This is a genomic window from Virgibacillus sp. Bac330, from assembly GCF_003667845.1.
Lineage (GTDB): Bacteria > Bacillota > Bacilli > Bacillales > Amphibacillaceae > Virgibacillus > Virgibacillus chiguensis.
In genome coordinates this window covers 754,114-779,599 of sequence record NZ_CP033048.1, presented here as the reverse complement: position 1 = coordinate 779,599, position 25,486 = coordinate 754,114, and the positions used below count along the sequence as shown (strand labels likewise).

Below are 25,486 nucleotides of genomic sequence, written 5' to 3'. Positions count from 1 at the left end.
CCCTCCACATGCATTATAATCATATAATCTGCAAATAGTTTATCATTTATTGTCAATGAATGCGAATAGAATTTAACATTTGAACAAAACTTCTTTTTTTCGCTACTTCAGCAAGGTCTTGTTTACACGTGAAAACGATCACTTGTTGCTCTTGTGCAATGCGTTCAAGTAGCATTGTGACACGCTTTGTACGTAACGAATCAAAATGTACAAATGCATCATCAAGAATAAACGGTAAAGCATGTTCTTCACTCATACTTACACTAACCGCTAAACGTAATGCAACATATAATTGATCCATCGTACCTTGAGATAACTCTTTCACATTTAAACGTGTACCATCCTCTTTTTCTACCGTAAAAAATCGCCCTACAGTTGGTGGGTAAACACAGCGATACTTCTCTACGGTTAGTTCGCGAAAATAGATTGAGGTTTTTTCCATCACCTTACTTATATATTTACTCTGATAAGATCGCTTCGCCTGTAATAGCATTTCTTTTGCTACTTTTAATGTCGCCCAATGTCTAGCTTGTTGATGTAGTGCTTCCTGCTCCATTTCTTTTTGATGAATCAATGTAGAAAAATCTTCTTTGTTCTCCAATATATCTACTTCCGTATGAACCTTTGCTAATTTTTGCTGTCGTTCGTCTAAATGCGTCTCTAATTCTGTAATGATTTGATGCACTTTTTCCCCTTCCTGTTCCAAGTCAAAAACAGATGGGGTATTAGATAGCAATGCTTGCCACTTTTCTTTAGGAAACAAGGAATCAAGTTGCGCTACTAATTCTTCCTCTTGTTGCTTGAGTGATTGCAATCGTTGCTTCTGCTTTCCTTTCTCGTAATACGCTTCTTCATTTTCTACCAGAGCTGCTTTTAATAAGTGATTCATTTCCAATTCTAAAGGCTTCATTTGTTCGTATACCTGTTGCAATGCCCATTCATTTTCCGCTAACTGATTCTCATAATACGATCGTTGGTTCAGATGTGCTTCATTTTGTGTCAAGGCATCCTCTACATATTGAAATTGCGTTTGCACAGTCTGATCCAACCATTCCCCATTTATACGTTCGATAAACGCGCTTAGTTTCGTATGAATTGCCTGCATCTGTTGTGCTTGTTCATTGTAAATGGTTTCATCTTCTTCCATTCGTTTGTGAATAAACTGTAACTGTTTTAAACTATGAAAGGCATCTACCCAATATTGGGGGGCAAGTTGTGCTAAAAATGGATAAATACGTTGCTCAGCAAGAATACGTTCATCCATGCGCCTCATTTGCTCCGATAAAAGTAGTTGTTGTTCTTCTTGTTGTAACGCTTTTACATCGACCGATTTCAATTGTTCGTCCATTGTATCACGCTTTGTGCGAAACTGTAATTCTTGATGCACAGATTGTTCTAGACGTTCTCTCTCGTCATCTGTTATAGAATAACGCAGCTCACTTGTCGACGCTGTAAACCATCTGTCCATCTCTTTTATCGACTGTGTCCGCATCTTCCATTGAAAAAAAGCTAAAATCACTACAAACGGAACCACAAATAGAAGCATGTTATAATTCGTAACACTACCCGCAAATGCTAAAACGAATGCAACAATAATCCCGCTAAGCAAGAATGATCGTGCTTGCTTTTGTTTTCGCTGCTTTTCTTGCTGCCAATTAACTGCGTTTCTTTTTTGTTGATCCATGGATAAGGAAGGATCAGACGTTTGTGCTTGTTGTAGTTGTGCTTTCCATTGCTTTAATTGATGTTCTTTAGCCATCCGTTCTTGAATAGCTTGTTTCTCTTCCATCAGTTTCTGCCGCTGCTTTGCCAATTGTTGTTTTTCTAGCTGTAGTTGCATTTGTTTTGCATCTAATTGGTCTAAATCCTCTTTTATTTTCTTCCAATTCTTTTCCGTAAAGATAGACAACTCTAGTTTACTTACCTCTTCACGATTTATCGGTAATTGGAGGTCGCTACAAATGGTCTGAAACTGTTGTTGCTGTTTTTGTATTGATTGCAACAAATTATCTGTTTGATCCCGCAAATGTTCATATCGTCCCATTTCTTCCAACACGTTTTTTCCATCATGATTTAAATCCACTGGTAATAATGTTTCGTCTAATAATTTTATTTCATTATGGTAACGCGATTGGTTTGCTTCTAAAACAGCTTGTTTACTCTTTATAGGCAAGAGCTTCTCTTTTACCTGCTCCCAGCGCTCTATTCCCGCTTCAGGAAAACAAATTTTCTCTGGCATCTGCTTCAATTGCTTATAGATAGATTGAAGAGCTTGAATAGTTGGCAAGGCATGTCTTTGTTTTTCTATAAAAAATCGTTCTTCATATTGATCACTAATACTTTGTTTTATATCCTTTAACGATTGCTCTAATTCCTTTATATGCTTTTGTTTTTCTTGGTACGTTAATTCTATCCGTTTCCAATCGATGGCCTTTGTTTGAATTTCTTGAAGCTTGGTTAATTGTTGATTGATACTTGGGTTCTTTCCAGAAGGTTTAAATAACGCTCCTAGTTGCTGATCCAATCGTTTTTCTACTGTATATAAATTCTTCACCCCTGTTAACCCAATTCCAAGGATAACCTCTCCTAGGTCATCCGCCTGCATGTCGGATATGCCCATTAAATCTTTAGCAGAAAAAGAATAAATAGACTGATAAGTTGCTAACGTCATTCCTTTCAGCTTATCTTGTAGCCAAACTTCTCCTTTTTCATCCCCATCTGCTGTATAAATAACCGCTTCGCTATGCCTACCTTTGTATAAACGTTCAATTATACACATATCCCCATGAAGAGAAACATGCAATCTACCTCCAAATTGTCCGCTTGTCTTCGGGCGATATAATTCACATTGTTTGGGTGGTAAGCCAAATAACATAAATAGAATAAATGTATGCAAAGTAGACTTGCCTGATTCATTTTCTCCGTAAATATAATGGACTGGACCATTAGAAAAATTAAAGGTCTCATTCACCCATTTTCCAAACCCAAAAATGGTTGCTCGTTGAATAATCACATTTCTCCCTCATTCCTTTAACAGTTCATGAACAAGAAGTTGTTTTGCCGCTGTTTTTATTGCTTGTTGTTCTTCCTCTGTTAACGGCGGCAAAAACTTGCGTGCTAGCTTTTGCTTATAAAGGTCTGTTAACAACGGTTGCACTGGCTGTTTTTCAGCTTCACGGAGCATTTCTCCAATGAAGTGGTTGCCATCATATAATGTTTCATCAATATTTGACTGCCCGTAAATTGTAAAGTGAAAAATGTACGACCAAGGATGAAATTGCTGAAGTGTTTCATTGACTACATCGATCACATCTTCTACGTGTCCATCGCGTTCCCATTCATAGATATGCTCATTCTTACTTTCTAGTTGTACATCGATTAACTGTGGTGTTACAGCTGCCATCTCTTTTAGTGTTGCTAATAGCACGCTCTCCATATCAAAAACAGTGTCACATGATGTTATGTCTACGGATACATGTTTAATTTGAATAGCTTGTAGTGGCAAAAATTCCAGCTGTGGTTCATTTTTTGTAAGGCGAACATAATAACAGCCTTTTTCTCCTGTTTCTTTACGATGTCGACCTTGAATATTTCCCGGATATATAATTGGAGGTGTCTGTTTTACGATTTGTCGTTGATGAATATGTCCTAGTGCCCAATAATCCATATCTATTTCTGTAAGATCCGATATTTTAAAAGGTGCATACGTATCGTGCTCTGTATTACTTTGCACACTTCCGTGTAACATAGCAATATGAAAGGTTACAGCTGGATTCTTTATCTCATATTCGCCCACTTTATTATCTAACACGACTCGTTTTTCGTAACTAAAACCGTAAATTTCTGCAACGGGTTCGCCGTTTTTGACATATGTATACGAAGATACCGTTTCATTTGAAAATTCAATCACATTATTAGGATAAGGAACAAAACGAGGATTCCCCTCCACATGATCATGGTTACCATAAGATAAAAACACGGTAATATTATATTGTTGGAGCGTTTCAAAAGCCCGTTTTAGTCGAATTTGCGCTTGCAAGCTTTGTTGCTCATTGTCAAACAAATCTCCTACAAGTAATATAAAGTCTACTTGGTATCGAATCGCCTTATGAACCAAATGTTCCAAAGCTGTAAATGTACTTTTCCGTACTTCTTGAAAGATAGCTTCAGGTGCAGAAGCTAACCCCTTAAATGGGCTGTCTAAATGTAAATCAGCCGCATGAATAAACGTGATTTCTTCTAACACATTTCCACCTCCAGTTCGTTTACTATTTTAGCAAATTCATTATCAGAATGCACGTTCGTCCATTTGTTAGAATCATTGTCGCTCCCATTTCTAAAGGAATTCCTAAATCGTTCGAAAAAAAAGCTAAGAAAGCGTTGGCATGGTTGACTACTTCTCAACAAATTCTCTTTAAAAATATTTGCGAAAACCCCCTATTCTTTATGCTTCCTTTTACTGGAAAAAAGCTCTGCCTTAAAGCAGAGCTTCGACACTTACTGTATTATTTTCAATAAGTTATTTTTCTTTTTTTGATAATGCTAGTGCTTTTTTTAAATCTTTTAGTGAACTAGATCGACCATACAGGAGAACTCCTCCACGGTACACTTTAGCTCCTAGAATCGCTAAAATAATAATGGTTCCAACTAAAAGACCGATAGATAAGGCAATTTCCCAAACAGGAATATCTAACATACCGACTCGGAGAAACATTATCATCGGTGTAAAAAATGGAATGAACGACGTGATTTTAATAAACCCGGCATCTGGTGTAGAAAGACCACTTATTGCGATGATAAAAGCGATAACAATTAAAAATGTCATCGGCATAATGATTTGTTGCGCATCTTCAATTCGACTAACTAACGAACCTAACATGGCTGCAAGTGTCGCATAAAGAAGATAGCCTAAGAGAAAAAATACGATCGCATAAATATAAATCGACGCAGAAGAAGAACCAATCCCAAACTGCGCAAATAGCTCTTTAGTTGCTTCATCTTTGGCAGTAATAAGCGCATAACCAGCACCTAAAAACAGTACTATTTGTGTTAATCCGACTAACGCTACACCAATAATTTTAGCAAACATATGTGTCACAGGCGATGCACTGGAAATAAGAATTTCCATTACTCGAGATGACTTTTCCGTTGCTACATCTGTGGCAATCATATTGCCATACATAATAACAGTCATGTATAACAAAAATAACATGATGTATACAATGCCACGAGCTTGATTCAGTTCTTCTTCCGTTTTAGCTGATTCATCTAAAGCAATGGTATCAAACACTACTGGTTCATTAATCATAGCTAGTGTCGCTGGATCAACACCAGCTTGCTCTGTAGCATACATTGTTTTCAGCTGCTGTAGCTGTTGCTCTAACGTTGTTTGTAAACTTGACTCGGAAATACTATTCGCGTAATAAGTTGCTTTTGGCAGTTGCTTTTCATTTTTACTCAAAAGGATAAGAGCTGCATATTCTTCTTCCTCTACCGCTTGTTTTGCTTTTTCTTCTGTGTCCTCATAAAGCGTAAGTTCTATATCTTCATTGGTTTGTTCCACATTTTCAGCAAGTGGCTTAAAAAGTTCATCTGTCTCATCAATAACAGCAATTTGATCTTTTTCCCCATCAGAAAAAACATCAATAAACGTTTTTATATTCGTTAAAGCAAATATAAAGACGAGTGTAATGAGTGTTGTAATGATAAATGATTTCGATTTCACTCTAGTCGTATACGTATGCCCTAAAATAATCCAAAACTTATTCATAGGAAGCACCTACTTTCGCAATAAAAATATCATTGAGAGACGGCTCTTCCAACTCAAATTTTCTTACAAATCCCTTGCCTTGTATAGCAGTGAAAATTCCTTGAGACACTGCTTCATTTTCAATTTGCAACTCGCACCCTTCCATAACGGGTTTATATTTCGTAACACCAGGAAAATTGCTAAGAAAATCAACGGAAAAGTCAGCATAAACACTTAAGTTTTTCTTACCAAAGGAACGTTTTATCTCCCGTAATGACCCTTGAACGACTTGCTTGCCTTTATGTAATATGCATAAATGCTCACAAAGCTCTTCCACATGCTCCATGCGATGAGAAGAAAAAACAATCGATGTCCCTTGTTCTTTTAAATCCACTACTGCTTCTTTTAGCATTTCCACATTTACTGGATCCAGTCCGGAAAAAGGTTCATCTAAAATTAATAGTTTCGGTTTATGGATAACCGCAGAAATAAACTGGATTTTTTGTTGATTGCCTTTGGATAATTCCTCAACTTTCTTATTTAGATATTCTGGAACTTGAAATCGATCAAGCCAAGATTTTAACTCTTTAATTGCTTCTGTCTTTCCCATTCCTCGAAGCCTTGCTAAATAAGTAAGTTGATCTTTCACAGTTAACTTCGGATAAAGTCCCCTCTCCTCAGGAAGATAGCCAATTAAATGACTCTTTTCATAATTAACTGCCTTTCCCTCCCATGATATGTCTCCAGATGTTTTGTCTAATAATCCTAAAATCATACGAAATGTTGTTGTTTTCCCAGCACCATTTCCGCCCAAAAACCCATACATTTCTCTTTCAGGTATTTCCAATGACAGCTGGTCAACAGCAGTATGAGTCCCAAATTTCTTTGTTACTTCTTTTAGTTGTAACATATTTCGTCTCCTCTCTAACTATATTTAGGCGTTAATATACGCCTTTATTGCTAACAGTTTATTTGTTTTCCGAATCGAAATTGTATACGTGCTTGAACCCGTCGCTTTCCTCAAGGCATGACTTACCCCCTCATTTGCCAAAAAAGTTCGGGGTCTCATCCTTTTCCCACAGGAGTCTCCCACATGAAATTCCAAACGATTGATTACCTGCTACTACTATTACTGGATATGCCAATTCCTTTGACACTCCTAAGATGTACCTAAATATTGATCTTAAGATCATGTGAGACAATTCTTTCATTCATCTAATAGCATATACGTAAAATAACGGCAAAAGATTCATATCATTCTACTTTTGATCTAAAATAAACGGAAGCAACCATAAAAGATCCACAATGTAATTGGAATACAATAGACATTACAATGAGATGCAGATAGTAATAATCAAACAGCATCATAACAATATATGCGAAAAAAAGGACAAAAAAAGTAATATTCCAAGACTTCGCTTTTGCTTGGTTCATCATTTCTTTATGTCGTTCATCAAATAAACGTTTCTTTTTACCAATAGTTCGGGTGATAAAATAAACAATCGGAAGTAAGAGCAAATTTCCTACAAGAAATATCCAAATGACAATAGGTTTTTCGAGATAAATGTCACTTAACATTCTCATCCCCCTCAAAAATAAAAATATCTTCTATTGTACAGTTAAATGTCTGTGCCAATTTATGAGCCAGTATGAGCGACGGTTTATATTTCCCTTTTTCTAAGGATATGATCGTCTGTCTTGATACTTCCAACTTTTGTGATAATTCCTCTTGTGTCATATCGAACTGAATACGTTTTTCACGAATAAGTGTTTTCACTTCTCTCAACCTCTTTAGTAAAGTAAGCTTTACGCACAGCTTCCTTTACATTTATGATGCTGTCAATAGAGACAGAAGAGACAGATTAAAAAACTCGATTATCCCCAATACCTTTCCCATCGTTTTAAACTTTCTATGGATAAAATAGAAAGAAGGAGTTTCCTTTTCTTTGTCGAATTAACACTATAAAGTCAAAACACATTTTCAATATATATCCAAAGACTTAGGTGAACACTGTAATTAAAATAGAACAGCCTAGATGCGAACTTTAATACTTTAAAACGCAATAAAGGAGAAAGATACTATGCCAAATTATACATTGACTGTGTTTGATCCATCTGGTGAAAAATTGCTAGATGAAACATTTACAGCTACAAATGATGAAGAAGCGAAAAAAATAGGTACAGCTAAATTAGAAAAGGAAGGTTATTCCGAACATACACACCGTTGTGTTACACCAGATGCTAAACTTCTTTTGTTTCATCGTTGACGTATGGAATACTAAAATCGTAACGTCTGTACGAAAATCTTTAAAACTACACGAATAAACCGACCTTTTAACAGTCGGTTTATTCACTTCACCTAAATCCCTCGAAATTCGGGCTTTCGTTTATTTAAGAAAGCTTGTACACCCTCTTCGTGATCTTGTGTTTGTCGTAACTTCCACTGCGCCTCTTTTTCCGCTTCTAAAAAATCAAGAAGCGTTTCTTTTTGGCGTGAATGGTACATCATCTTTGTTTCCACCATAGATAGTATAGGTGTCTGTTTTAATTTATTTGCCAATTGAATGGCATATGGCATCACGCGCTCTGGCGCTAATTCATCGACCAATCCAAGCTTTTTAGCGCTGCTAGCATCTACTTGTTGTAAACTCCAAATAAATTGTTTTGCCTGTTGCGCTCCAATTCGCTCCTTTAACAGAAAATGCCCCCCTCCATCTGGAGCTAAACCAATGCCAATAAACAACATACCAAGCTTTGCTTCTTGCTGTGCTACAACAAAGTCCGCAGTCAATGCATAACTCAGCCCTAGACCTACAGCTGATCCTTGAATAGCGCTGATTACTATTTTTGGCATCATATATAACTTCAACGTAATTTCACCAATTAAATCCATAATGGATGCAAAATCGTTATAGTCTGCTAATTGATTCATCATGGAAATATCTCCACCTGAGCAAAATGCATTGCCTTCACCAGAAAGAATCACAACTTTATCGTCATTTGCCTCCACTTTTTCAATCGTCGTTAATAACTCATCTAACATCTCTAAATGAATCGCATTGTAACGTTCCGAACGATTCAAATGAACATACGAAATTCCTTCCTTACTTTCATAAATAACGGTCGTTCCCATTTCTACTCCCCCTTTGTTTGAACTACATAATAAACTTCATTACTTCCTTTTATTCGGTAAAGTTTTTCATATTCCTGCTTTATTTTTAGAAAACTTAGCTTCAATGCCAGAGCTTTATGGGGAAAATAGTATTATTTTTTAAACTAAATGAACAAAGGCGCAAGCGCCCGTTCAGCAACGTAGCGACTGGAACGAATCAACTAAAGTTTTAGGAATCAAAGTGAGGAACGAACCGATGATGACTTATCGTAGGGCGATTTCGTGAAGTCGCCTCGTTGCTGGGCGTTGGAGCCAGACGTGACTAAATAACTTAGTCAGTTTATCTACAGCTGCCCCAGACCATAAAAAAACTGCGGAAATAGCTGCAGTTTTTTCAGTGTATAGTAAATCACAAACTGAAGTGCTTGTGTATAACAAAATAACCGAATAGTCACTTTTGCCACCAATCGATGAACAACGAGAGGCCTTCGCTCCATTGCCCTAAGATAAACCATCATCGGTTCGTCCCTAAGAGGAAGGCAAGCTAAAAACGGGATTGCCATCAGGCGTCAGCGTATCCCTGTTTTAATGGCATAATTCCTTTATCTCCATTAATACCATCCATTCACTACGTTACTTAACGGACACCCCACGCCTTTATTGTGGTGTCCTATGCGTTTGCTTCTGGGCCGTAAAGCTCTTCTAAAGGTTTCGTAATAATTCGACTAATATCATTAATTACCATATTAAGCCGTTGTTCCTCTTCCATCAATTTAGAAATTGCTTCATGTTGCTGAACAACTTCAACAACTTGCCTTGCTTTTTCTACTTCTTCTTCCGATATTTCCTGACCTTGCATTTGTTTTTCTTGTAAAGTCATTTGTGTTTCTCGAAAGTTATCAAACATCTGTTTAGCAGATGAGTCGTTCATCACTTCATCATAAGCTTGTTTTAAAGCCTTAAACTCTTCACTTTCACGGATTGCTGTTTCTAATTCATATGCACTATCATAAATATTTGGCAAAATTGTTCCTCCTTCGAATCACTTTCTCATTTACTATAACAAACGAAGCCTTTCATGTATACCGTTTGTTTTAAGACAGGCTATTAGGTATTTTATTTTTTTAACTTGCTTTTACTGCTATAATGTAAAAAACAGCTTCTTAAAAAGGGGTTTTCAACATGAACGAACGTCTAAAAAAAATATTTCCTAATCTTATTATAGAACCAAAAGACGCCTCGCCAACATCAACCGTATATAAATGGTTTTTATTACAAAATGGTACGAAAGTAGGTATTCCTAAACAAGACTTAACAGATAAAGATATACATTTATTAGCAACATTTCTTACCCCTTACCGAGCCGACCTGCCACATCCCACGAAAAAAGAAATACGATGGCAAAGCATTGTCGAACAAACCATTGAACACGTCCCAACTGAGCCATTAACCTCCTACCGATTTGTTTATTTTTCTATGAAGGAAAAACAAATTGAACCGTTGATGTTTAAAGAATCGGTTCAAACACTATTCGATTATGAAATAGCCATTTTATGGGAAAACAGAAATGAAGGGGTATTTATTGAAGAAAAGGTGGGAGCTCAAGATGAAAGCATTCCATATGAACAAATCATTGATGTATTAATGAATGACTTATCTGTAAACATACGCTTTTTAGTAGGACCTTATTTAAATAGCTATCAACAAGCAAGTATTCAATATATGCATATATTGACCTACGCGAAAACGGCGTTCAAATATGCAACTAAAGCCGTTTTAAAATATCAAGAAGCATTGCCCTACATATTGTTAGAACAAACGGATGACACATTTCAACTTTACTTGTCTGAAGTGGCTTTGCAAGAATTTGCGACCGATAAAGACTTTTTACAAACCATACGTACTTTTTTACAATGTAACTTGAATATATCCGTTACAGCCAAAAAATTATATATGCACAGAAATAGCTTACAATATCGAATAGATAAATTTATTGAAAAAACTGGAATTGATCTTCGGCAATTTCACGAGGCCGTCACTGTCTATTTTGCACTTCTAGCAAACATGCACAAAGACGAATAATATCTTTGTGCATGTTTGCTATTTTCGATTTCCTAACTTTTATCTATACTTAAGTTAGCTAATCAAACGCTTTCAAATTGGAGGAATAAAAATGGCTGAACTACGCTTAGAACATATTCAAAAAGTTTACGACAAAAAAAATGTTGCCGTTGATGACTTTAATCTTCATATCCAAGATAAAGAATTTATTGTCTTTGTTGGTCCATCTGGTTGTGGTAAATCAACAACGCTTCGTATGATTGCAGGATTAGAAGAAATTTCTGATGGCGACTTCTACATTGACGATAAGAAAATGAATGACGTTGCACCTAAAGATCGAGATATTGCAATGGTATTTCAAAACTATGCGCTATACCCTCATATGAATGTCTATGACAACATGGCATTTGGCTTAAAGCTAAGAAAATTTAAAAAAGATGAAATTGATAAGCGTGTAAAGAACGCTGCAAAAATATTAGGGCTAGAACCTTACTTGGATCGTAAGCCAAAAGCATTGTCCGGGGGACAGCGACAAAGGGTAGCGCTAGGAAGAGCTATCGTTCGTGATGCAAAAGTATTCTTAATGGATGAGCCTTTGTCCAACCTTGACGCAAAACTACGTGTGCAAATGCGTGCTGAAATTCAAAAGCTACATCGTCGCTTGCAAACAACTACGATTTATGTTACTCATGATCAAACAGAAGCGATGACAATGGCAACACGACTTGTTGTTATGAAAGACGGAATCATTCAACAAATTGGTGCCCCAAAAGATGTTTATGACAATCCTGATAATGTATTCGTCGGTGGTTTTATCGGATCACCTTCTATGAACTTCTTTACTGGAAAATTATCAGAAACACATTTTGAAATTGGTGATACGAAAATTGCAGTGCCTGAAGGGAAATTAAAGCCATTACGTGAACAAGGATATATAAATAAAGAAGTTACTTTAGGTGTTCGACCTGAAGATATCCATGATGAGCCAGTGTTTATTGAAGCATCTCCAGAAACAAAGATTACCGCTACCATAGAGGTGGCTGATTTAATGGGTGCTGAAACCTTCCTTTATTCCAAGATTAATGAGCAAGATTTCATCGCTCGCATTGATTCGAGAACAGATATTAATGTCGGCTCCAACATTGATTTAGCACTTGATATGAATAAAGCGCACTTTTTTGATATTGAAACAGAATTACGTATTCATTAAGAACATAGGCACGGAGCATCCGTTTAGCAACGTAGCGACTGGTGGAACAAATTAACGCCACTAAAACAAAGGCGCAAGCGCCCGACTAGCAACGTAGCGACTGGAACGAATTAACGAAAGTTTTAGGAATCATGCTCCTGCTACAGAAGTATGCTGGTGCTCTTCGGCAAGCCCGTCTTTAGTCGCTATTTAGAACGAACCGATGATGACTTGTCGTAGAGCAATGGAGTGAAGTCGCCTATTTGCTGGAAGCTGAAACCGGACGTCGCTATTCGGTTATTTTTGTTATACAAAAGTACCACATTTTATAATTTCTTATCTTTAAAAATAGGGAAAAGCTTCTTTTATGAGGCTTTTCCCTTTTCACCATTCATATTTATGCTTTTGGTCCTAATTGTTGTTGTGCTGTTTGCACAAGTCGTTTCGTAATCTCTCCTCCAACTGATCCATTAGCACGAGAAGTAGAATCTGGACCTAAATTCACACCAAATTCTTGAGCAATTTCATACTTCATTTGATCAAGAGCCTGCTGTACGCCAGGAACGACTAGCTGATTTGAACTGTTTCTAGCCATATTTATCACCTCCTGTACCTATAGTGTGAGCAGAATTTCTTTACTTATGATAAATTAGAGTTGGTAAATAATAGGGTTATTTCTGAATTAGGCGGGTTGCGTTGCATATAAAATCGCTGTTATTTATTATTGCGTGAATATGCAATAGCTCTTACAGACCTTAAAAAAATTGGATAGCGTCAAGTATCAATAAATGAAGCCTCTTTTTGCTCAAACTCTAAAAAATCTGCTATTATGAAGAACATTGTGCTTTTGGCGGTCGTTCCTGTTTGTATGGAGTAGAAAAATTGGATTATCCTCGTCTCTTAGTAACAAAATTTACCGTCCGTTTACTTATACTAAACGAGATATTCATGCTTTCTTATGATGCATAAAAAGGCTGTTGCACCATCAGAGTCTGATAGCGCAACAGCCCATTGTTCATTTACTTTGGATAGGTCATTTCCTTAGGATTTACATATTGTTCGAACTGTTCTTCGGTAAGTAAACCTAATTTGACTGCTGTATCTTTCAAGGTTGCATTATTTTCAAAAGCAGCTTTGGCTATTTTAGCTGCATTCTCATATCCAATATGTGGATTTAATGCTGTTACTAACATTAAAGAATCTTTTAAGTTTTTGTCAATATTCTCTAAGTTTGGTTCAATTCCTTTTGCACAACGCTCATCAAATGATACGATGCTATCTGCCAGAAGCTCACAAGATTGTAAGAAATTATATGCGATTACTGGTTTGAAGACATTTAATTCAAAATTACCTTGACTAGCAGCAATACCAATAGTTGCATCATTTCCCATCACTTGGGTGGCAACCATCGTAACTGCTTCGCTTTGCGTTGGGTTTACCTTACCTGGCATGATAGAACTTCCTGGTTCATTCGCTGGAATATTAATTTCTCCAATCCCACATCTTGGTCCACTTGCAAGCCAGCGCACATCATTAGCAATTTTCATTAAATCAGCAGCCAACGCCTTTAAAGCTCCATGCGCATAAACAGACTCATCGTGACTCGTTAAAGCGTGAAATTTATTCGGAGCGGAAATAAAGTTTTTACCAGTGGTAGCATTTATCTGTTTACACACGTGCTCCGAAAATTCTGGATGAGCGTTTAAACCTGTACCAACAGCGGTGCCGCCTATTGCTAGCTCTTTTAAATAAGTAGTACTTTGCTCAATCATCATTTCTGATTTTTCAAGCATGCGATGCCAACCGCTAATTTCCTGTCCTAATGTAAGGGGGGTAGCATCTTGCAAGTGTGTTCGACCAATTTTTACAATATCTTGATAGTTGTCCATCTTTACTTTCAATGTATCTTTTAATGTGCGTAAAGCAGGCAGAACTTTATCCTCCAGCTTCAATACAAAAGCTATATGCATTGCTGTAGGATATGTATCATTAGAACTTTGAGACTTATTCACATCATCATTAGGATGTAAAGTCCATTCACTTCCTTGTTCTTTCAACCACTTGTTCCCTACATGTGCAATAACTTCATTCACATTCATGTTTGATTGTGTACCGCTACCTGTTTGCCATACTACCAAAGGAAAGTGTTCTGTTAATTCGCCTCGAACAATTTGATCTGCAGCTACTTCAATTGCTTCCGCTTTTTTTGGTTCCATAAAACCTAGTTCTTTATTTGCAAGAGCTGCACTTTTTTTTAAAATCGCAAACGCTTTAATTATTTCTAATGGCATTGTCTCTTTACCAATAGGAAAGTTTTGTTTACTTCTTTGTGTTTGCGCCCCCCAATATTTTTCTTTTGGTACATGAATTTCTCCAAGCGTATCTTTTTCTATACGATACTCCATTGTACATATCCTCCCTATGTTAAATACTCCATTTCTATTGTATCAGAAAATAGCTTAAATTTAATTATAAAGCCTGCCTACATTAACAATTATACTTTTTATTATCTTTTTTTAAAAAAACTTTCTGGTGATAAGCCAAGTTTTTCTATGGGACACAAAATTGTACGGGCTTTTTATTCCCTTCTTTGAAGAATATCTTTTATAATATGTAAAAGATGCCTTTCATAGTTTTTATGCACAGTAAGGATATTTGCTTTTGTTAGAGAGTACTTTGAAGGAGGATTCAATCGTGCCCAATATTTGGACTCATATTATGTTTTGTGAAGAAATGGCTGATGCGGTAACAAAGACCCATCAATTTCCAAGTTACGAACCCATGATGAAATTAGGCGCCCAAGGACCTGATCCTTTCTTTTATCACCGTTTTTGGCCATGGATGAAAGAGGGAAAAGCTCAAGAAATAGGCTTAGCATTACATGAAACAAAATGTGGGCCATTTTTACTTGATTTAATACACACAGCTAAAACCATGGATAATCAAGTAAAAGCTTATGTATTTGGCTTCATTACACATCATATATTGGATCGCAATACACATCCATACATTCATTACTACGCAGGTTATGAAGGGAATAAACATCAAAAATTAGAAATCATTATTGATACGTTAATGCTGCATAAGTTCAATAACTTAAAGACATGGAAAACACCGGTTTATAAAGAAATTGACGTTGGAAGGAAATTAGATAAACAAATTGTTCGCTTACTTTATCAAATAATTAATAAACACTATCCAGAGTTAAAAGCAACTCCATTCTATATTCAAAAATCATATAAAGATATGAAATTAGCCTTAAAAATATTATCAGATCCATATGGGTGGAAGAACCGTCTCTTCCCTTCCCTTATTTCATCCTATTCTCATCAACCGGTGGAAAATGAGAAGGATTATTTGAATGAGAAAAAAAATACTTGGTATCACCCCGCAACTAGAGAACCAAGCAACAAAAACTTTATTGAACTATATCAACAAGCAAAAACAGAAGGTGTAAAAATCTTAACTACTGTCCATAGTTATTGGAAAGAACAACATGATGAGCTGTATCATGAGTTAGCTCTGCAAATTGGCAACATATCTTATGATACTGGCAAGAGTCTTGCGTTAAAACTAGCCAACCAATATGCTGATCCAATTGTATAGGTACATTTAAATCATGTACTTTGCATGTGGCTATTTTAGGATAACCCCAGCTTCTGAAGCGGGGTTTTGCCTTGCAGCGTCCGCAATACCTTTTTCAATATTCACAAACTTTAATAAAAGGATACCGCCAATGAAAAAGACAAGTAACGAGATAATTCCATAGCGGCTTGATCCTGATAGCTGCCCCACAAGCCCAAATAAGAACGGTCCAAAAATAGCAGCAAACTTAGAGGAAATACCGTAAAAGCCAAAAAACTCAGCATGCTTATGTTCTGGAACCATTCGACCATAAATCGATCTACTTAACGACTGCGCTCCGCCTTGGACAACCCCTACACAAATAGCAAGCAAATAAAAATGCAAAGCGGATGTCATGAAATATCCAAGTAATACAATACCTGTATATGCATATAAAGAAATCGACAGAGCTTTTTTTGCCGTTATTTTACTAGCAAGCCACCCAAAGAAAAAAGTACAAGGAATGCCTACAAATTGAGTAATCAATAAAGCTACAATTAAACTGTTTCCATCTATTCCAATGTCTCTTCCATAAATGGTAGCCATTTTTATAATGGTAGAGATGCCATCATTATACATCCAGAAAGCTAATAAAAAGATTAATAATTGCTTGTATTGTTTTATATCTTTAAATGTAGTAACAACTCTAGAAAAACCAATAGCTACATAAGATTTATCCCGTTTTACAGCTTGTTTCTTTTCTTCTTTAATATTACGAAAAAGTGGAAGTGAAAATAAAAACCACCATATTCCGACAGTTACAAAAGCTAGCTGACTTGCCGCTGTAGCATTTGAAATTCCAAACCAATCAAACTTTAAAATCATGAGAATGTTAATCGCTAAGAGTACTCCGCCACCTATATATCCCCAAGCAAAACCTGCAGCAGACACTTTATCTATATCGCCTTCTTTGGCGATTTCAGGTAAAAATGCATCGTAAAAAACATTCCCTCCTGAAAATCCAATCGTTCCAATAATTAGTAGTATGGACGCAAATATGTAGTCTCCTTCACCCACGAAAGCGAGTAAAATACTAGCGATCATTCCCATATAAGCAAAAAACTGCAAAAACTGCTTTTTCGCAGCTGAATAATCACTAATCGCCCCTAAGATTGGTGCTAAAATAGCTACGATTAATACAGCAAAAGATTGAGAATACCCCCAAAAGCTAGCCGCTAAGTTTTGATTTGCACCAACTGCTGCGACATCATAATAAAAAACCGGTAAAACCGCTGCCATAACCGTTGTCGCAAACGCAGAATTACCAAAATCGTAAAGCACCCAACTAAGGGTGGTCTTTTTCTTCATTTTGCTTCAACCTCCTTTTCAATTAGCATAACAAAAGTACGAATGAAAACGTCGGTTATTTACAAAAATTTAACACTTCTTTCCTATGTAACAAACATTCCCTTAAGTAGTAACTGTACTTTTATTGTAATGCATAAAGTGATGCGTGAACAGTTATTTATATAATATTCTTACTATTAAAGTTTTAGGTAAAAAATTTTTGTACGTTTTTATTTTGCACTATTGACCTTAGAGTAACTCTAGGGTATATACTATAAGCCAAAGACGTGCGAAATTACAAGGATAGTAATAGACCACATATCTACGAGGAGGTGCAAGATGAAACATACATACTCTGTTGGGGAAGTAGCAAAATTGCTTCAAATCTCCATTCATACCATTCGCTATTATGAAAAAGTTGGCTTACTTCCTAAAATAGAACGATTGGAAAATGGTTACCGTTATTTTGATACAGAATCGATATTACGCCTAAAAGGTATTGTTTTGCTTAGAGCGTGCGGAATGTCGATAGATAATATTTTAAAAATCCATCAAGATAATTCCATTGAAAATAATCTTAATTTAATGCTAGATACATCTAAAATGCTGGAAAGTCATATTGCAGAACTTCAAAATAAAAAAAGAGAGCTGGATGAAGCCATTATTGCCTCCGAAGAATTTCATACTACATCGAGTTCATCCATTGTAAAAGAGAAAATCACAGGATGGTTTACTCCTTACTTTAATAATGAGATTTCTCTACCTGATTTTTTAGAGGATGACGATACAGCTTGGCTTCTCCGAGATGAAGAATTTGTTATGGGAAAAATGAACGCATCACAAGAATCGGAAGACTCCCTTTCATTGAAAGATCAGATATATTTATGCTGTTACTTTTCATTTAATAATGAAGAAGCAATCGAACAAGCCTTAAAAAAGCTACTCGCTTATGCAGCAAATAAAAAGTATAATACGAAAGATTATGCTCTTTTGACAGTATTGTCGAAACCATCCATTTCCCTAGGACATCATTTAGCAGGACGACTGATGCTGGCATTACACAATTAAATTATTAAAGGAGACGATAACATGTATACCATTAAAAAAGGGTTTGACGAATCCAATAGACAAAGAGCAGCAAAACTTTATAGTGAAGCATTTGAGCGAAAATTTTCCAAAGTCGTTGGTAATAGAGAGGTTGTTGAAGGTCTGCTTGAACAATGTATGGACTCTCAGTTTTGTTTTGGTGCCTACAACGAAAACAAGCAATTAGTAGGACTAATGGGTTTTCATATGGATGACCAAGCATTAATAAAGATAAATATCCGAAAATTAATCCAAACATTTGGTGTCATTAGAGGTATCTATAAAGCTTCTTTATTAAAAATGCTTTTTAATCACAAAGCAGATAATGCCGAACAACTATTGTTGAGCGGTGTTGCTATAGAGACTACTTATCGTGGCAAAGGTATTGGTAGCCAACTTTTCGAAGCGTTATTCACCTTTGTAAAAGCAGAGGGATATGAAAGTATAAAATTGCATGTTATTGATGAAAACCCACGAGCTAAAGCTCTCTACGAACGGCTTGGATTTGTACAAAAAAAACACGAAAAATTGCCTCGATGGGCGATAGATTTATTTGGTGTAAGCGGATTTTCTGCAATGGTGTTACCAATAGGAGCAAAGGAAAAGAAATGAACATTCGTGTAAGACTTATATTAGGCGTAGGTATTGGTGTAATTTTAATTGTTGTTTTCCTTATTGCTCGGTTTCATGAATTCGAGATTCAATCCAAATAGAAAGTTCCAAGCTTCTGGAGTAAAGTTATCCGGGCCGTTTTATACTTACCTAAGTCCCCCACATTATGATGTTGCTGTGTTTATACATGGAGACGGACCACATGATCGGACTTCAAATGGGCACTATGCATTTATAATGAACGCTTTACTAAAAAACAATATAGCATGTTTCTCTTTTGATAAAGCAGGGGTAGGAGACTCTAAAAAGAAAATTATAACACATATAAAGCGATTTTCAATGATATGGGCGAGACTTATGAAATGGTGATGCTATCGAATGCTACTCACAAACTTTTAGATGCGAAATATAATGGCCAACGAAAAATCTTGACACGTGACGCCTTTTTATGGGGAGATCGGTTTTATACTGATGAGGCACTGTTTACGTTAGTGGATTGGATCAAAAAAACGGTTGATTAATATTTAAAAGAAGGCATATCCATCGTTTGCTAAGTCTTTCTATTTGATAAAAATCACCAAAAAAGCCGCCCTACCAACTTGGCAAGGCAGCTACGTATTTCTACTTATTCCCAAAGGAAGGTTTTATACGCTTTACTCCATTTCAAAAAATCGCTTTTATTCCCTTCATCAATGGAACGATTAATTTGTTTCTCAAGATATGCTTTATTATAATTAAAGCATATTTCATCCAAAAGCAGACGACTAGACAATCGCAGTTCAAACGTAATTTCTCGCTTCGCTTTTACCTTTTTTCCATTGTATCGAAAGAATTGATATACAATCTTCTGCTTTTTCATGGAACACTTCCCCCTTGTTCCTTTTCACTATTATCCTAAATTTTTAGAAAAATTTCAATAGGTAAGTGACGAAAAAATATAATTTCCTCTTTTTCCCTAATGAAACATCCTTCTATTCGCTCAATACATATAGTTGCATGCTTCAATTTTTCTCTAGACTCACCAGCACTGCCTTTGGTAGAATCTTAAAGGTATAGCTGAGGACTTTCGAAAGGAAGTTGTTTAAAGATGTATCGTTGGCATATGTTCAGCTGAAACTAAATCGTACATCAAACGTGCAGTTATGTGTCAGAAAACAGGAGGTCCGTATAATGAATCATTCGGATAACTTAAAAAAGGGAGAAAAAGGGGCTTGGATAAGCATCTTTGCGTATATCATATTGGCTGCTAGCAAATTAGTAATTGCTGCAATTGGAAATTCTGAAGCTTTACGTGCCGATGGATTGAACAACGCAACAGATGTTGTTGCTTCCATAGCTGTTTTAGTCGGTCTAAAAATATCTCGCAAACCACCAGATGAAGATCATCATTATGGACATTTCCGAGCAGAAACAATTGCTTCTTTATTTGCGGCTTTTATTATGATGTTAGTAGGAATTCAAGTAATTATAGAAACATTCCAATCTATCTTAAAGGCACATTATGTCCAGCCTGATATGCTAACAGCATGGACAGCATTAGTTGCCGCTATCATCATGTTTATGGTTTATTTTTACAATTTACGTCTTTCTAAAGCCGTTTCAAGTTCTGCATTATATGCGGCTGCTCAAGATAACCGCTCCGACGCATTAGTTAGTATTGGTGCTTTTATCGGCATTATCGGTGCTCAGTTTGGTTTATTTTGGCTAGACCCAATCGCAGGATTAGTCGTAGGTTTTATTATTTGTAAAACAGCTTGGGGTATTTTTAAAGATGCTACACATACATTAACAGATGGTTTTGATGAGAATCAAATAGAAAAAATAAAATCAAGTGTATTAAAAGATCCTGATGTAAAACAGTTGTATGATATTAAAGGAAGAATTCACGGTAATCAAGCATTTGTTGATATTACAATATTGGTTGACCCAAACCTTAATGTAGAAGAAAGCCATGCGATTACCGAACGAATTGAAAGATATTTATATAGGAATTACCATATCACACATGCGCAAATTCACATTGAACCTTACCGAAACTTTTAGAAAAAGCCTAGATTGTAAAATTAAGCGAGACACATAAAATATTGTCATCAGATTAGGGCTTTAAGTGAAGGTCACCCTACCACCACCCTTGACCTTGTTTGTGTCCGTGGTGAGATGTAAACGACGGATGGTTGAAAAAATGCCTTAAGGCAACATCCGCATGAATAGCGTACCACGGACAATTCATTCTAAGCTCCGCTGGTGGGGCCCCGACCCCTTCCAGCGATTACTAAGAATGGGCACGGCGGTCAAGGGCAGGCAGCTAAAGCTGTGGTTAGTGTGATATTGTGACTTCAAAGAGATGCAATACAAAAAAGACATGCCATGATATACTCAATCAAAACCTACCAAAGTTAAGGAGAGTGTATCTGACATGTCCTATACCCATCTTACCAAAACAGAGATCATATTCATAGAGGAATATCTTGAATTTGGTCTATCAGGTCGAAAAATTGCTGAAAAATTAAAGCGTGGTCATGAAACTATATATCGTGTGATTCGCGAATTGAAAAACGGTCTAACTGCGATAGACATTCATTTGAACTATCAAGCGAACAAAGCTAAATGTGGTCGAAAAAGAACGCAGTTAACAGATGAAGAAAGAGCCTACATTGAAGAAAAAGCCCGTGACGGTTGGACGCCTGATGTCATCATCGGTCGGAATGAAAGACCTATTTCCTGTAGCATGCGCACGCTTTACCGTAAGTTTAAAAAAGGCGAATTTGATGTAAATACTTTACCTATGCAAGGCAAACGCAATCCAAATGGCTATAAAGAAAAAAGAGGGAAACAAAGCTTTAGACGCGGCATTCAAGACCGAGACAATGACCATCCGAACTACAAGAAAGAATTTGGTCACCTAGAAGGAGACACGATTGTTGGTCGCCACCATAAAAGTGCTGTCATCACATTGGTTGAGCGATTAACAAAATGTATCATTGCCATTAAGCCAGAGGGAAGAAGAGCTGCTAATGTTGAATCATCGCTTAATGACTGGCTCGCTCCACTGCCGAAACACTTGTTTAAATCGATTATTTTCGACTGTGGTAAAGAGTTTTCTAATTGGAAATCTATCAGTAATAAGCAAGATATTGATATTTATTTTGCAGATCCTGGAACCCCTTCACAAAGAGGATTGAATGAACATTCAAACGGTCTGCTTCGAAGAAATGGGCTACCAAAAGATATGGATTTCAACCCCATAACCCAAACGTATATATCTGAAGTAGCACTTAGAAGAAACAATATTCCAAGAAAATCATTAGGTTACAAAACACCGATGGAGTGTTTCATGTCCCATGTCGATAAAGAATTTGATCAAAACATGTTGTCTCGCTTAATTTGACAAATCAAAAAGGTTTAAAATCGACGGAGGGGGCATGTTCTTTCTGCATTGTTTACCTTATCCCTTCCTTGTCCTGTTAAAGGTTTCCATAGTAGTACATTATCTCCTATCTCTAGTTGGTAAAAGAAATTTGTGCGTAGTGTGTTTTGTGTGTTAGGCACTTCTCCTCTCCCCACAGGACATGGCATTTTTTAGAGGAAGGTCACGTATACAAACACATACATGAGTTCAAAAATGGACCTACATCCAAATTCACAAAGCTGTTGTCTTTCTAGGATGTCTGTCATTTTGTTACTCATGTTACTCATACGTATATCGCAGCCTGTTTTACTATGTTAGTAAGTACACCGTTACAATAGCTGTAATAACGACAAGTATAATATGAACGCCTAAGTATGCTAATAGAATAGCAACAATACCACCAAACAAGCCAATATGCGGTTCATCTGCTTTTACTGACATAATCCCCGGAAAAATGAGCGCCCCTAACGCAGCATATGGAATAGCATTCAGCCATCGATTTACCCAATCCCGAAATTGCAGTTTATCTACAATAAAAGCTGGTATTACTCTAGGAATCATCGTTACCAGTGCCATCCCGGCTACAATAAACAGCATCATGCTTGTTCCCCCTTTAGAAAATAAATTCCACTTAACCCACCTAATAAAGTACCTAATACAATTGCCCAACCTGTACTCATTCCTAGTTGTACACAGATTGCGTTAATGAGCATAGCTAAAACAGCGATTAATGCCACTTGTTTATTTTTTTTCACAGAAGGCATTAAAAGACCAATAAACATGGCATAAAGAGCAATACCCATGCTTTGGCTTAACCTTTCAGGAATAATTTCTCCAATTATTCCTCCTAAAAAAGAACCAATAACCCATGAGAGATAGGCAGTGAGAATAATTGCACCATAAAAATAAACGCCATGCTTCATACTTGCTTTTTTTGGATACATAGCAGTAACTGCAAAGGTTTCATCTGTTAGTCCCATCGACATGGGAAGTTTCCATTTTAATTCTAACCCTCGCAATCGATTCATAAAAGAAAAACTCATCACAAAATGACGAAAATTGAGTACGAAAGTTGCCACAATAATTTCAAGTGCTCCAGCTCCTACCGCTATCATATTCGCCGCCATAAATTGACTAGCTCCAGCAAACACAAACACGCTCATTAATGTCAGTTCTGTTAGCGACATCCCTGCCTGTTTTGCCAATACACCGTACGTTATTGCTATTGGAATATATCCAACCATAATAGGAAAGCCCTTAGCGAACCCTTTTTGTATCATAGCTGAAGGAGATTCATTATATCCTTCTCCATAGTTCGTATCCAACACGTCTCCCCCCCAAAAAATATAATTCATGCTATTATACCTTAAAGTAAATAAATTTGAAAAGGTTAACTTCTGTAAATTTTGTATTGACAAAATTGCAATTCACAGTTATATTCAATAATAATCTTCAAAAATTATTTTGTTGCAACAATGATTTTTGAAAAACTTATCCATCGTGTAAAAATAAGCGTGCACGCTTCATTTAAATCGATACACACAATTTAAACATTAAATATGACTTATCATAAAAACAACATAATACAACCTTGAATGATAGTAGACATTTTCTGAGCAGCTATGATAGAGACAGAGTGGTTGGTGTAAACTCTGGCAAGAATTTGATCGAAGTACACATTCGCTTGTAAAAGGTAGAATAAATCGAGCGGCTGGTGTATATACCAGCAAGTTGGGTGGTAACGCGGAGTTAAGCTTCGTCCCTTCATGAGGGATGGGGCTTTTTTGTATTTATATAATGCCTTTTTCGCATTATTACGATGATATGCATCTAACAATTATTTGAAAAACTTGGCTATTGCCAAGTCTTGATGCTCCATAGCCTTATTTTTTCTTATACTATAAACTAAAAAATCTTATACTTGCCTATAGTGCAAAAAATAACTTCAAAGACAGACAGAAAGGAATGATAATCATGTTTCCAATTCAACCAAAACATCAACCAACTTTATTAGGTGCCATTGCATTTTTTATTATCATTGTTAGTTTAATTAGCTTCTTTATTATTAAGCTGGGAACAAATCCACATATTCCAATTATTTTAGGTATTTTTCTATTACTTGCCTACGGTCTTATTTGCAAGATATCGTTTATTGATTTACAACATGGTCTAGTAGAAGGTGCTAAAACGGGAATGGGTGCTGTATTTCTATTTTTTGTCATTGGTATTCTAATTAGCAGTTGGATGATTAGCGGCACTATTCCAGCACTCATTAACCTTGGCTTTTCTTTTATTGGCACTACTTGGTTCTATGCTGTCGTATTTTCGATTACAGCAATTATCGGCGTCTCTATGGGAAGTTCATTAACAACAACTGCCACAATTGGAGTAGCTTTTATTGGTATGGGGGATGCTATGGGAGCATCAATGGCGATTACAGCAGGTGCTATTGTTTCAGGAGCTTTTTTTGGAGATAAAATGTCACCCCTTTCCGATACGACGAATCTTGCGTCAACTGTAGTAGGCGTAGATTTGTTTGAGCATATTAAGCATATTAGTTTAACGACAATTCCTGCCTTTATTATTTCGTTTATTATATTCGCTTTCCTCTCACCAGAAGCAACTTCAACATCTATCGGAAGTGGAAAAGCGTATCAAGAAGCTTTGGAGGCAACGAATTTAATTCATTGGACTTCTTGGATTCCTCTAATTGTACTAATAATATGTACGTATTTCCGGATACCAGCCTTCATTTCTATTTCGCTTAGTAGCTTAGTTGCTACAGCTTTTGCCGCCTTTACAAGCAATCTAGCGTGGAATGAAATTTGGAGCATTTGGTTTAATGGTTACACTGCGACAACAGATTTTGAACCAGTTAATTCGCTGCTTACAAAAGGTGGAATGAACAGTATGCTGTTTACGATCTCCTTAGTTATTTTGGCTTTAGGGTTTGGTGGTTTATTATTTGTAACTGGAATCATTCCTACATTACTATTAACATTACAAGAAAAATTAAAACGCGTCCGTTCTATTGTCGTTTCAACAGCAGCAACAGCTATTGGAGTAAATATTTTAATTGGTGAACAATATCTCTCAATCATGCTAACAGGCGAAACGTACAAAACAATTTACACAAAAGCGAAACTACCAAAGAAAGTATTAGCACGTACTTTAGAAGATGCTGGGACGGTTATTAATCCACTCGTACCATGGAGTGTATGTGGAGTATTTATTGCTGATGTTCTAGGTGTCTCTGTCTTAACCTATTTACCATTTGCTTTTTTCTGCCTGTTAAGTCCCATTATTACGATGATTTTCAGTGGAAAGTCATTTGAAACTTCCAAAAAATAAACAAGA

At 36.4% G+C, this 25,486-nt stretch carries 23 protein-coding genes; 9 read left to right on the top strand and 14 right to left on the bottom strand.

Going from position 1 to position 25,486, the window contains the following annotated elements:
• Positions 1-52 precede the first annotated feature (52 nt).
• The 6 genes from D9780_RS03370 to D9780_RS03345 form a co-directional block, all read right to left on the bottom strand.
• Positions 53-3,013, bottom strand: coding sequence for an ATP-binding protein (locus tag D9780_RS03370; protein WP_121639293.1), 2,961 nt, complete (start codon positions 3,011-3,013; stop codon positions 53-55).
• 9 nt (positions 3,014-3,022) lie between these two features.
• Positions 3,023-4,246, bottom strand: coding sequence for a metallophosphoesterase family protein (locus tag D9780_RS03365; protein ID WP_121639292.1), 1,224 nt, complete (start codon positions 4,244-4,246; stop codon positions 3,023-3,025).
• A 273-nt stretch (positions 4,247-4,519) separates the two neighbouring features.
• Positions 4,520-5,770 carry an ABC transporter permease gene (locus tag D9780_RS03360; RefSeq protein ID WP_121639291.1) on the bottom strand — a complete coding sequence of 417 codons (1,251 nt, stop codon included), beginning with the start codon at positions 5,768-5,770 and terminating at the stop codon, positions 4,520-4,522.
• Entirely contained in the window at positions 5,763-6,659 is an 897-nt protein-coding gene (locus tag D9780_RS03355) for an ABC transporter ATP-binding protein (protein ID WP_121639290.1), read from the bottom strand. The genes D9780_RS03360 and D9780_RS03355 overlap by 8 nt, the downstream gene beginning before the upstream one ends.
• A 344-nt stretch (positions 6,660-7,003) precedes the next feature.
• On the bottom strand, positions 7,004-7,327 hold the full coding sequence (locus D9780_RS03350; RefSeq protein ID WP_121639289.1) for a hypothetical protein: 324 nt from the start codon (positions 7,325-7,327) through the stop codon (positions 7,004-7,006).
• Positions 7,317-7,526 (bottom strand): helix-turn-helix transcriptional regulator, encoded by a 210-nt coding sequence (locus tag D9780_RS03345; RefSeq protein WP_121639288.1) that lies wholly within the window; start codon positions 7,524-7,526, stop codon positions 7,317-7,319. The genes D9780_RS03350 and D9780_RS03345 overlap by 11 nt, the downstream gene beginning before the upstream one ends.
• 304 nt (positions 7,527-7,830) lie before the next feature.
• On the opposite strand from D9780_RS03345, the gene D9780_RS03340 reads away from it, so the two are divergent.
• Complete coding sequence (locus D9780_RS03340) at positions 7,831-8,016, top strand: YhzD family protein (RefSeq protein ID WP_073006056.1); 186 nt, start codon at positions 7,831-7,833, stop codon at positions 8,014-8,016.
• A 92-nt stretch (positions 8,017-8,108) separates the two neighbouring features.
• On the opposite strand, the gene D9780_RS03335 is transcribed toward D9780_RS03340, so the two are convergent.
• Positions 8,109-8,882 carry an enoyl-CoA hydratase-related protein gene (locus D9780_RS03335; RefSeq protein WP_121639287.1) on the bottom strand — a complete coding sequence of 258 codons (774 nt, stop codon included), beginning with the start codon at positions 8,880-8,882 and terminating at the stop codon, positions 8,109-8,111.
• A 649-nt stretch (positions 8,883-9,531) separates the two neighbouring features.
• Positions 9,532-9,885, bottom strand: coding sequence for a YlbF/YmcA family competence regulator (locus D9780_RS03330; RefSeq protein ID WP_073006042.1), 354 nt, complete (start codon positions 9,883-9,885; stop codon positions 9,532-9,534).
• Positions 9,886-10,043: 158 nt separating this feature from the next.
• Here D9780_RS03330 and D9780_RS03325 point away from each other — a divergent pair, with 158 nt between their 5' ends.
• Both D9780_RS03325 and D9780_RS03320 read left to right on the top strand, forming a co-directional pair.
• Positions 10,044-10,943, top strand: coding sequence for a PucR family transcriptional regulator (locus D9780_RS03325; RefSeq protein ID WP_121639286.1), 900 nt, complete (start codon positions 10,044-10,046; stop codon positions 10,941-10,943).
• Between the two features lie 91 nt (positions 10,944-11,034).
• Complete coding sequence (locus D9780_RS03320; RefSeq protein WP_073006039.1) at positions 11,035-12,132, top strand: ABC transporter ATP-binding protein; 1,098 nt, start codon at positions 11,035-11,037, stop codon at positions 12,130-12,132.
• A gap of 376 nt (positions 12,133-12,508) precedes the next feature.
• On the opposite strand, the gene D9780_RS03315 is transcribed toward D9780_RS03320, so the two are convergent.
• Positions 12,509-12,706: an alpha/beta-type small acid-soluble spore protein gene (locus D9780_RS03315; protein WP_073006037.1), complete on the bottom strand. Its 198-nt coding sequence runs from the start codon at positions 12,704-12,706 to the stop codon at positions 12,509-12,511.
• A 424-nt stretch (positions 12,707-13,130) separates the two neighbouring features.
• Entirely contained in the window at positions 13,131-14,516 is a 1,386-nt protein-coding gene (fumC, locus tag D9780_RS03310; protein WP_121639285.1) for a class II fumarate hydratase, read from the bottom strand.
• Between the two features lie 289 nt (positions 14,517-14,805).
• On the opposite strand from fumC, the gene D9780_RS03305 reads away from it, so the two are divergent.
• On the top strand, positions 14,806-15,717 hold the full coding sequence (locus D9780_RS03305; RefSeq protein ID WP_121639284.1) for a zinc dependent phospholipase C family protein: 912 nt from the start codon (positions 14,806-14,808) through the stop codon (positions 15,715-15,717).
• A 30-nt stretch (positions 15,718-15,747) separates the two neighbouring features.
• Here D9780_RS03305 and D9780_RS03300 read toward each other — a convergent pair whose 3' ends face one another.
• The gene (locus D9780_RS03300; RefSeq protein ID WP_121639283.1) at positions 15,748-17,043 is read right to left on the bottom strand and encodes an MFS transporter; all 1,296 of its coding nucleotides are present in this window, start codon (positions 17,041-17,043) and stop codon (positions 15,748-15,750) included.
• A 318-nt stretch (positions 17,044-17,361) separates the two neighbouring features.
• Between D9780_RS03300 and D9780_RS03295 the strand changes: the two genes are divergently transcribed.
• Together D9780_RS03295 and D9780_RS03290 are read left to right on the top strand one after the other, a co-directional pair.
• Positions 17,362-18,090 carry a MerR family DNA-binding transcriptional regulator gene (locus tag D9780_RS03295; RefSeq protein ID WP_121639282.1) on the top strand — a complete coding sequence of 243 codons (729 nt, stop codon included), beginning with the start codon at positions 17,362-17,364 and terminating at the stop codon, positions 18,088-18,090.
• A 21-nt stretch (positions 18,091-18,111) separates the two neighbouring features.
• On the top strand, positions 18,112-18,720 hold the full coding sequence (locus D9780_RS03290; protein ID WP_121639281.1) for a GNAT family N-acetyltransferase: 609 nt from the start codon (positions 18,112-18,114) through the stop codon (positions 18,718-18,720).
• A 625-nt stretch (positions 18,721-19,345) separates the two neighbouring features.
• On the opposite strand, the gene D9780_RS03280 is transcribed toward D9780_RS03290, so the two are convergent.
• On the bottom strand, positions 19,346-19,579 hold the full coding sequence (locus D9780_RS03280) for an IDEAL domain-containing protein (RefSeq protein WP_073006026.1): 234 nt from the start codon (positions 19,577-19,579) through the stop codon (positions 19,346-19,348).
• Between the two features lie 311 nt (positions 19,580-19,890).
• Here D9780_RS03280 and D9780_RS03275 point away from each other — a divergent pair, with 311 nt between their 5' ends.
• On the top strand, positions 19,891-20,763 hold the full coding sequence (locus D9780_RS03275) for a cation diffusion facilitator family transporter (RefSeq protein WP_121639279.1): 873 nt from the start codon (positions 19,891-19,893) through the stop codon (positions 20,761-20,763).
• A 373-nt stretch (positions 20,764-21,136) separates the two neighbouring features.
• Positions 21,137-22,108, top strand: a complete 972-nt coding sequence (locus tag D9780_RS03270) for an IS30 family transposase (RefSeq protein ID WP_121639266.1) — start codon at positions 21,137-21,139, stop codon at positions 22,106-22,108.
• A 330-nt stretch (positions 22,109-22,438) separates the two neighbouring features.
• Here D9780_RS03270 and D9780_RS03265 read toward each other — a convergent pair whose 3' ends face one another.
• Entirely contained in the window at positions 22,439-22,729 is a 291-nt protein-coding gene (locus tag D9780_RS03265) for an AzlD domain-containing protein (RefSeq protein ID WP_073006023.1), read from the bottom strand.
• Entirely contained in the window at positions 22,726-23,409 is a 684-nt protein-coding gene (locus D9780_RS03260; protein ID WP_240458814.1) for an AzlC family ABC transporter permease, read from the bottom strand. The genes D9780_RS03265 and D9780_RS03260 overlap by 4 nt, the downstream gene beginning before the upstream one ends.
• A 694-nt stretch (positions 23,410-24,103) precedes the next feature.
• Between D9780_RS03260 and nhaC the strand changes: the two genes are divergently transcribed.
• Positions 24,104-25,480 carry a Na+/H+ antiporter NhaC gene (gene nhaC, locus D9780_RS03255; protein ID WP_121639277.1) on the top strand — a complete coding sequence of 459 codons (1,377 nt, stop codon included), beginning with the start codon at positions 24,104-24,106 and terminating at the stop codon, positions 25,478-25,480.
• Positions 25,481-25,486: the final 6 nt, after the last annotated feature.

Excerpts from the sequence above, each read along its gene's own strand:
- D9780_RS03300 (WP_121639283.1), bottom strand. The coding sequence starts at position 17,043 with ATGAAGAAAAAGACCACCCTTAGTTGGGTGCTTTACGATTTTGGTAAT.
- D9780_RS03265 (WP_073006023.1), bottom strand. The coding sequence starts at position 22,729 with ATGATGCTGTTTATTGTAGCCGGGATGGCACTGGTAACGATGATTCCT.
- D9780_RS03325 (WP_121639286.1), top strand. The coding sequence starts at position 10,044 with ATGAACGAACGTCTAAAAAAAATATTTCCTAATCTTATTATAGAACCA.
- D9780_RS03340 (WP_073006056.1), top strand. The coding sequence starts at position 7,831 with ATGCCAAATTATACATTGACTGTGTTTGATCCATCTGGTGAAAAATTG.
- D9780_RS03355 (WP_121639290.1), bottom strand. The coding sequence starts at position 6,659 with ATGTTACAACTAAAAGAAGTAACAAAGAAATTTGGGACTCATACTGCT.
- D9780_RS03280 (WP_073006026.1), bottom strand. The coding sequence starts at position 19,579 with ATGAAAAAGCAGAAGATTGTATATCAATTCTTTCGATACAATGGAAAA.
- D9780_RS03260 (WP_240458814.1), bottom strand. The coding sequence starts at position 23,409 with ATGATACAAAAAGGGTTCGCTAAGGGCTTTCCTATTATGGTTGGATAT.
- D9780_RS03350 (WP_121639289.1), bottom strand. The coding sequence starts at position 7,327 with ATGTTAAGTGACATTTATCTCGAAAAACCTATTGTCATTTGGATATTT.
- D9780_RS03315 (WP_073006037.1), bottom strand. The coding sequence starts at position 12,706 with ATGGCTAGAAACAGTTCAAATCAGCTAGTCGTTCCTGGCGTACAGCAG.
- D9780_RS03295 (WP_121639282.1), top strand. The coding sequence starts at position 17,362 with ATGAAACATACATACTCTGTTGGGGAAGTAGCAAAATTGCTTCAAATC.
- D9780_RS03335 (WP_121639287.1), bottom strand. The coding sequence starts at position 8,882 with ATGGGAACGACCGTTATTTATGAAAGTAAGGAAGGAATTTCGTATGTT.
- D9780_RS03270 (WP_121639266.1), top strand. The coding sequence starts at position 21,137 with ATGTCCTATACCCATCTTACCAAAACAGAGATCATATTCATAGAGGAA.
- D9780_RS03360 (WP_121639291.1), bottom strand. The coding sequence starts at position 5,770 with ATGAATAAGTTTTGGATTATTTTAGGGCATACGTATACGACTAGAGTG.
- nhaC (WP_121639277.1), top strand. The coding sequence starts at position 24,104 with ATGTTTCCAATTCAACCAAAACATCAACCAACTTTATTAGGTGCCATT.
- D9780_RS03320 (WP_073006039.1), top strand. The coding sequence starts at position 11,035 with ATGGCTGAACTACGCTTAGAACATATTCAAAAAGTTTACGACAAAAAA.
- D9780_RS03275 (WP_121639279.1), top strand. The coding sequence starts at position 19,891 with ATGAATCATTCGGATAACTTAAAAAAGGGAGAAAAAGGGGCTTGGATA.
- fumC (WP_121639285.1), bottom strand. The coding sequence starts at position 14,516 with ATGGAGTATCGTATAGAAAAAGATACGCTTGGAGAAATTCATGTACCA.
- D9780_RS03290 (WP_121639281.1), top strand. The coding sequence starts at position 18,112 with ATGTATACCATTAAAAAAGGGTTTGACGAATCCAATAGACAAAGAGCA.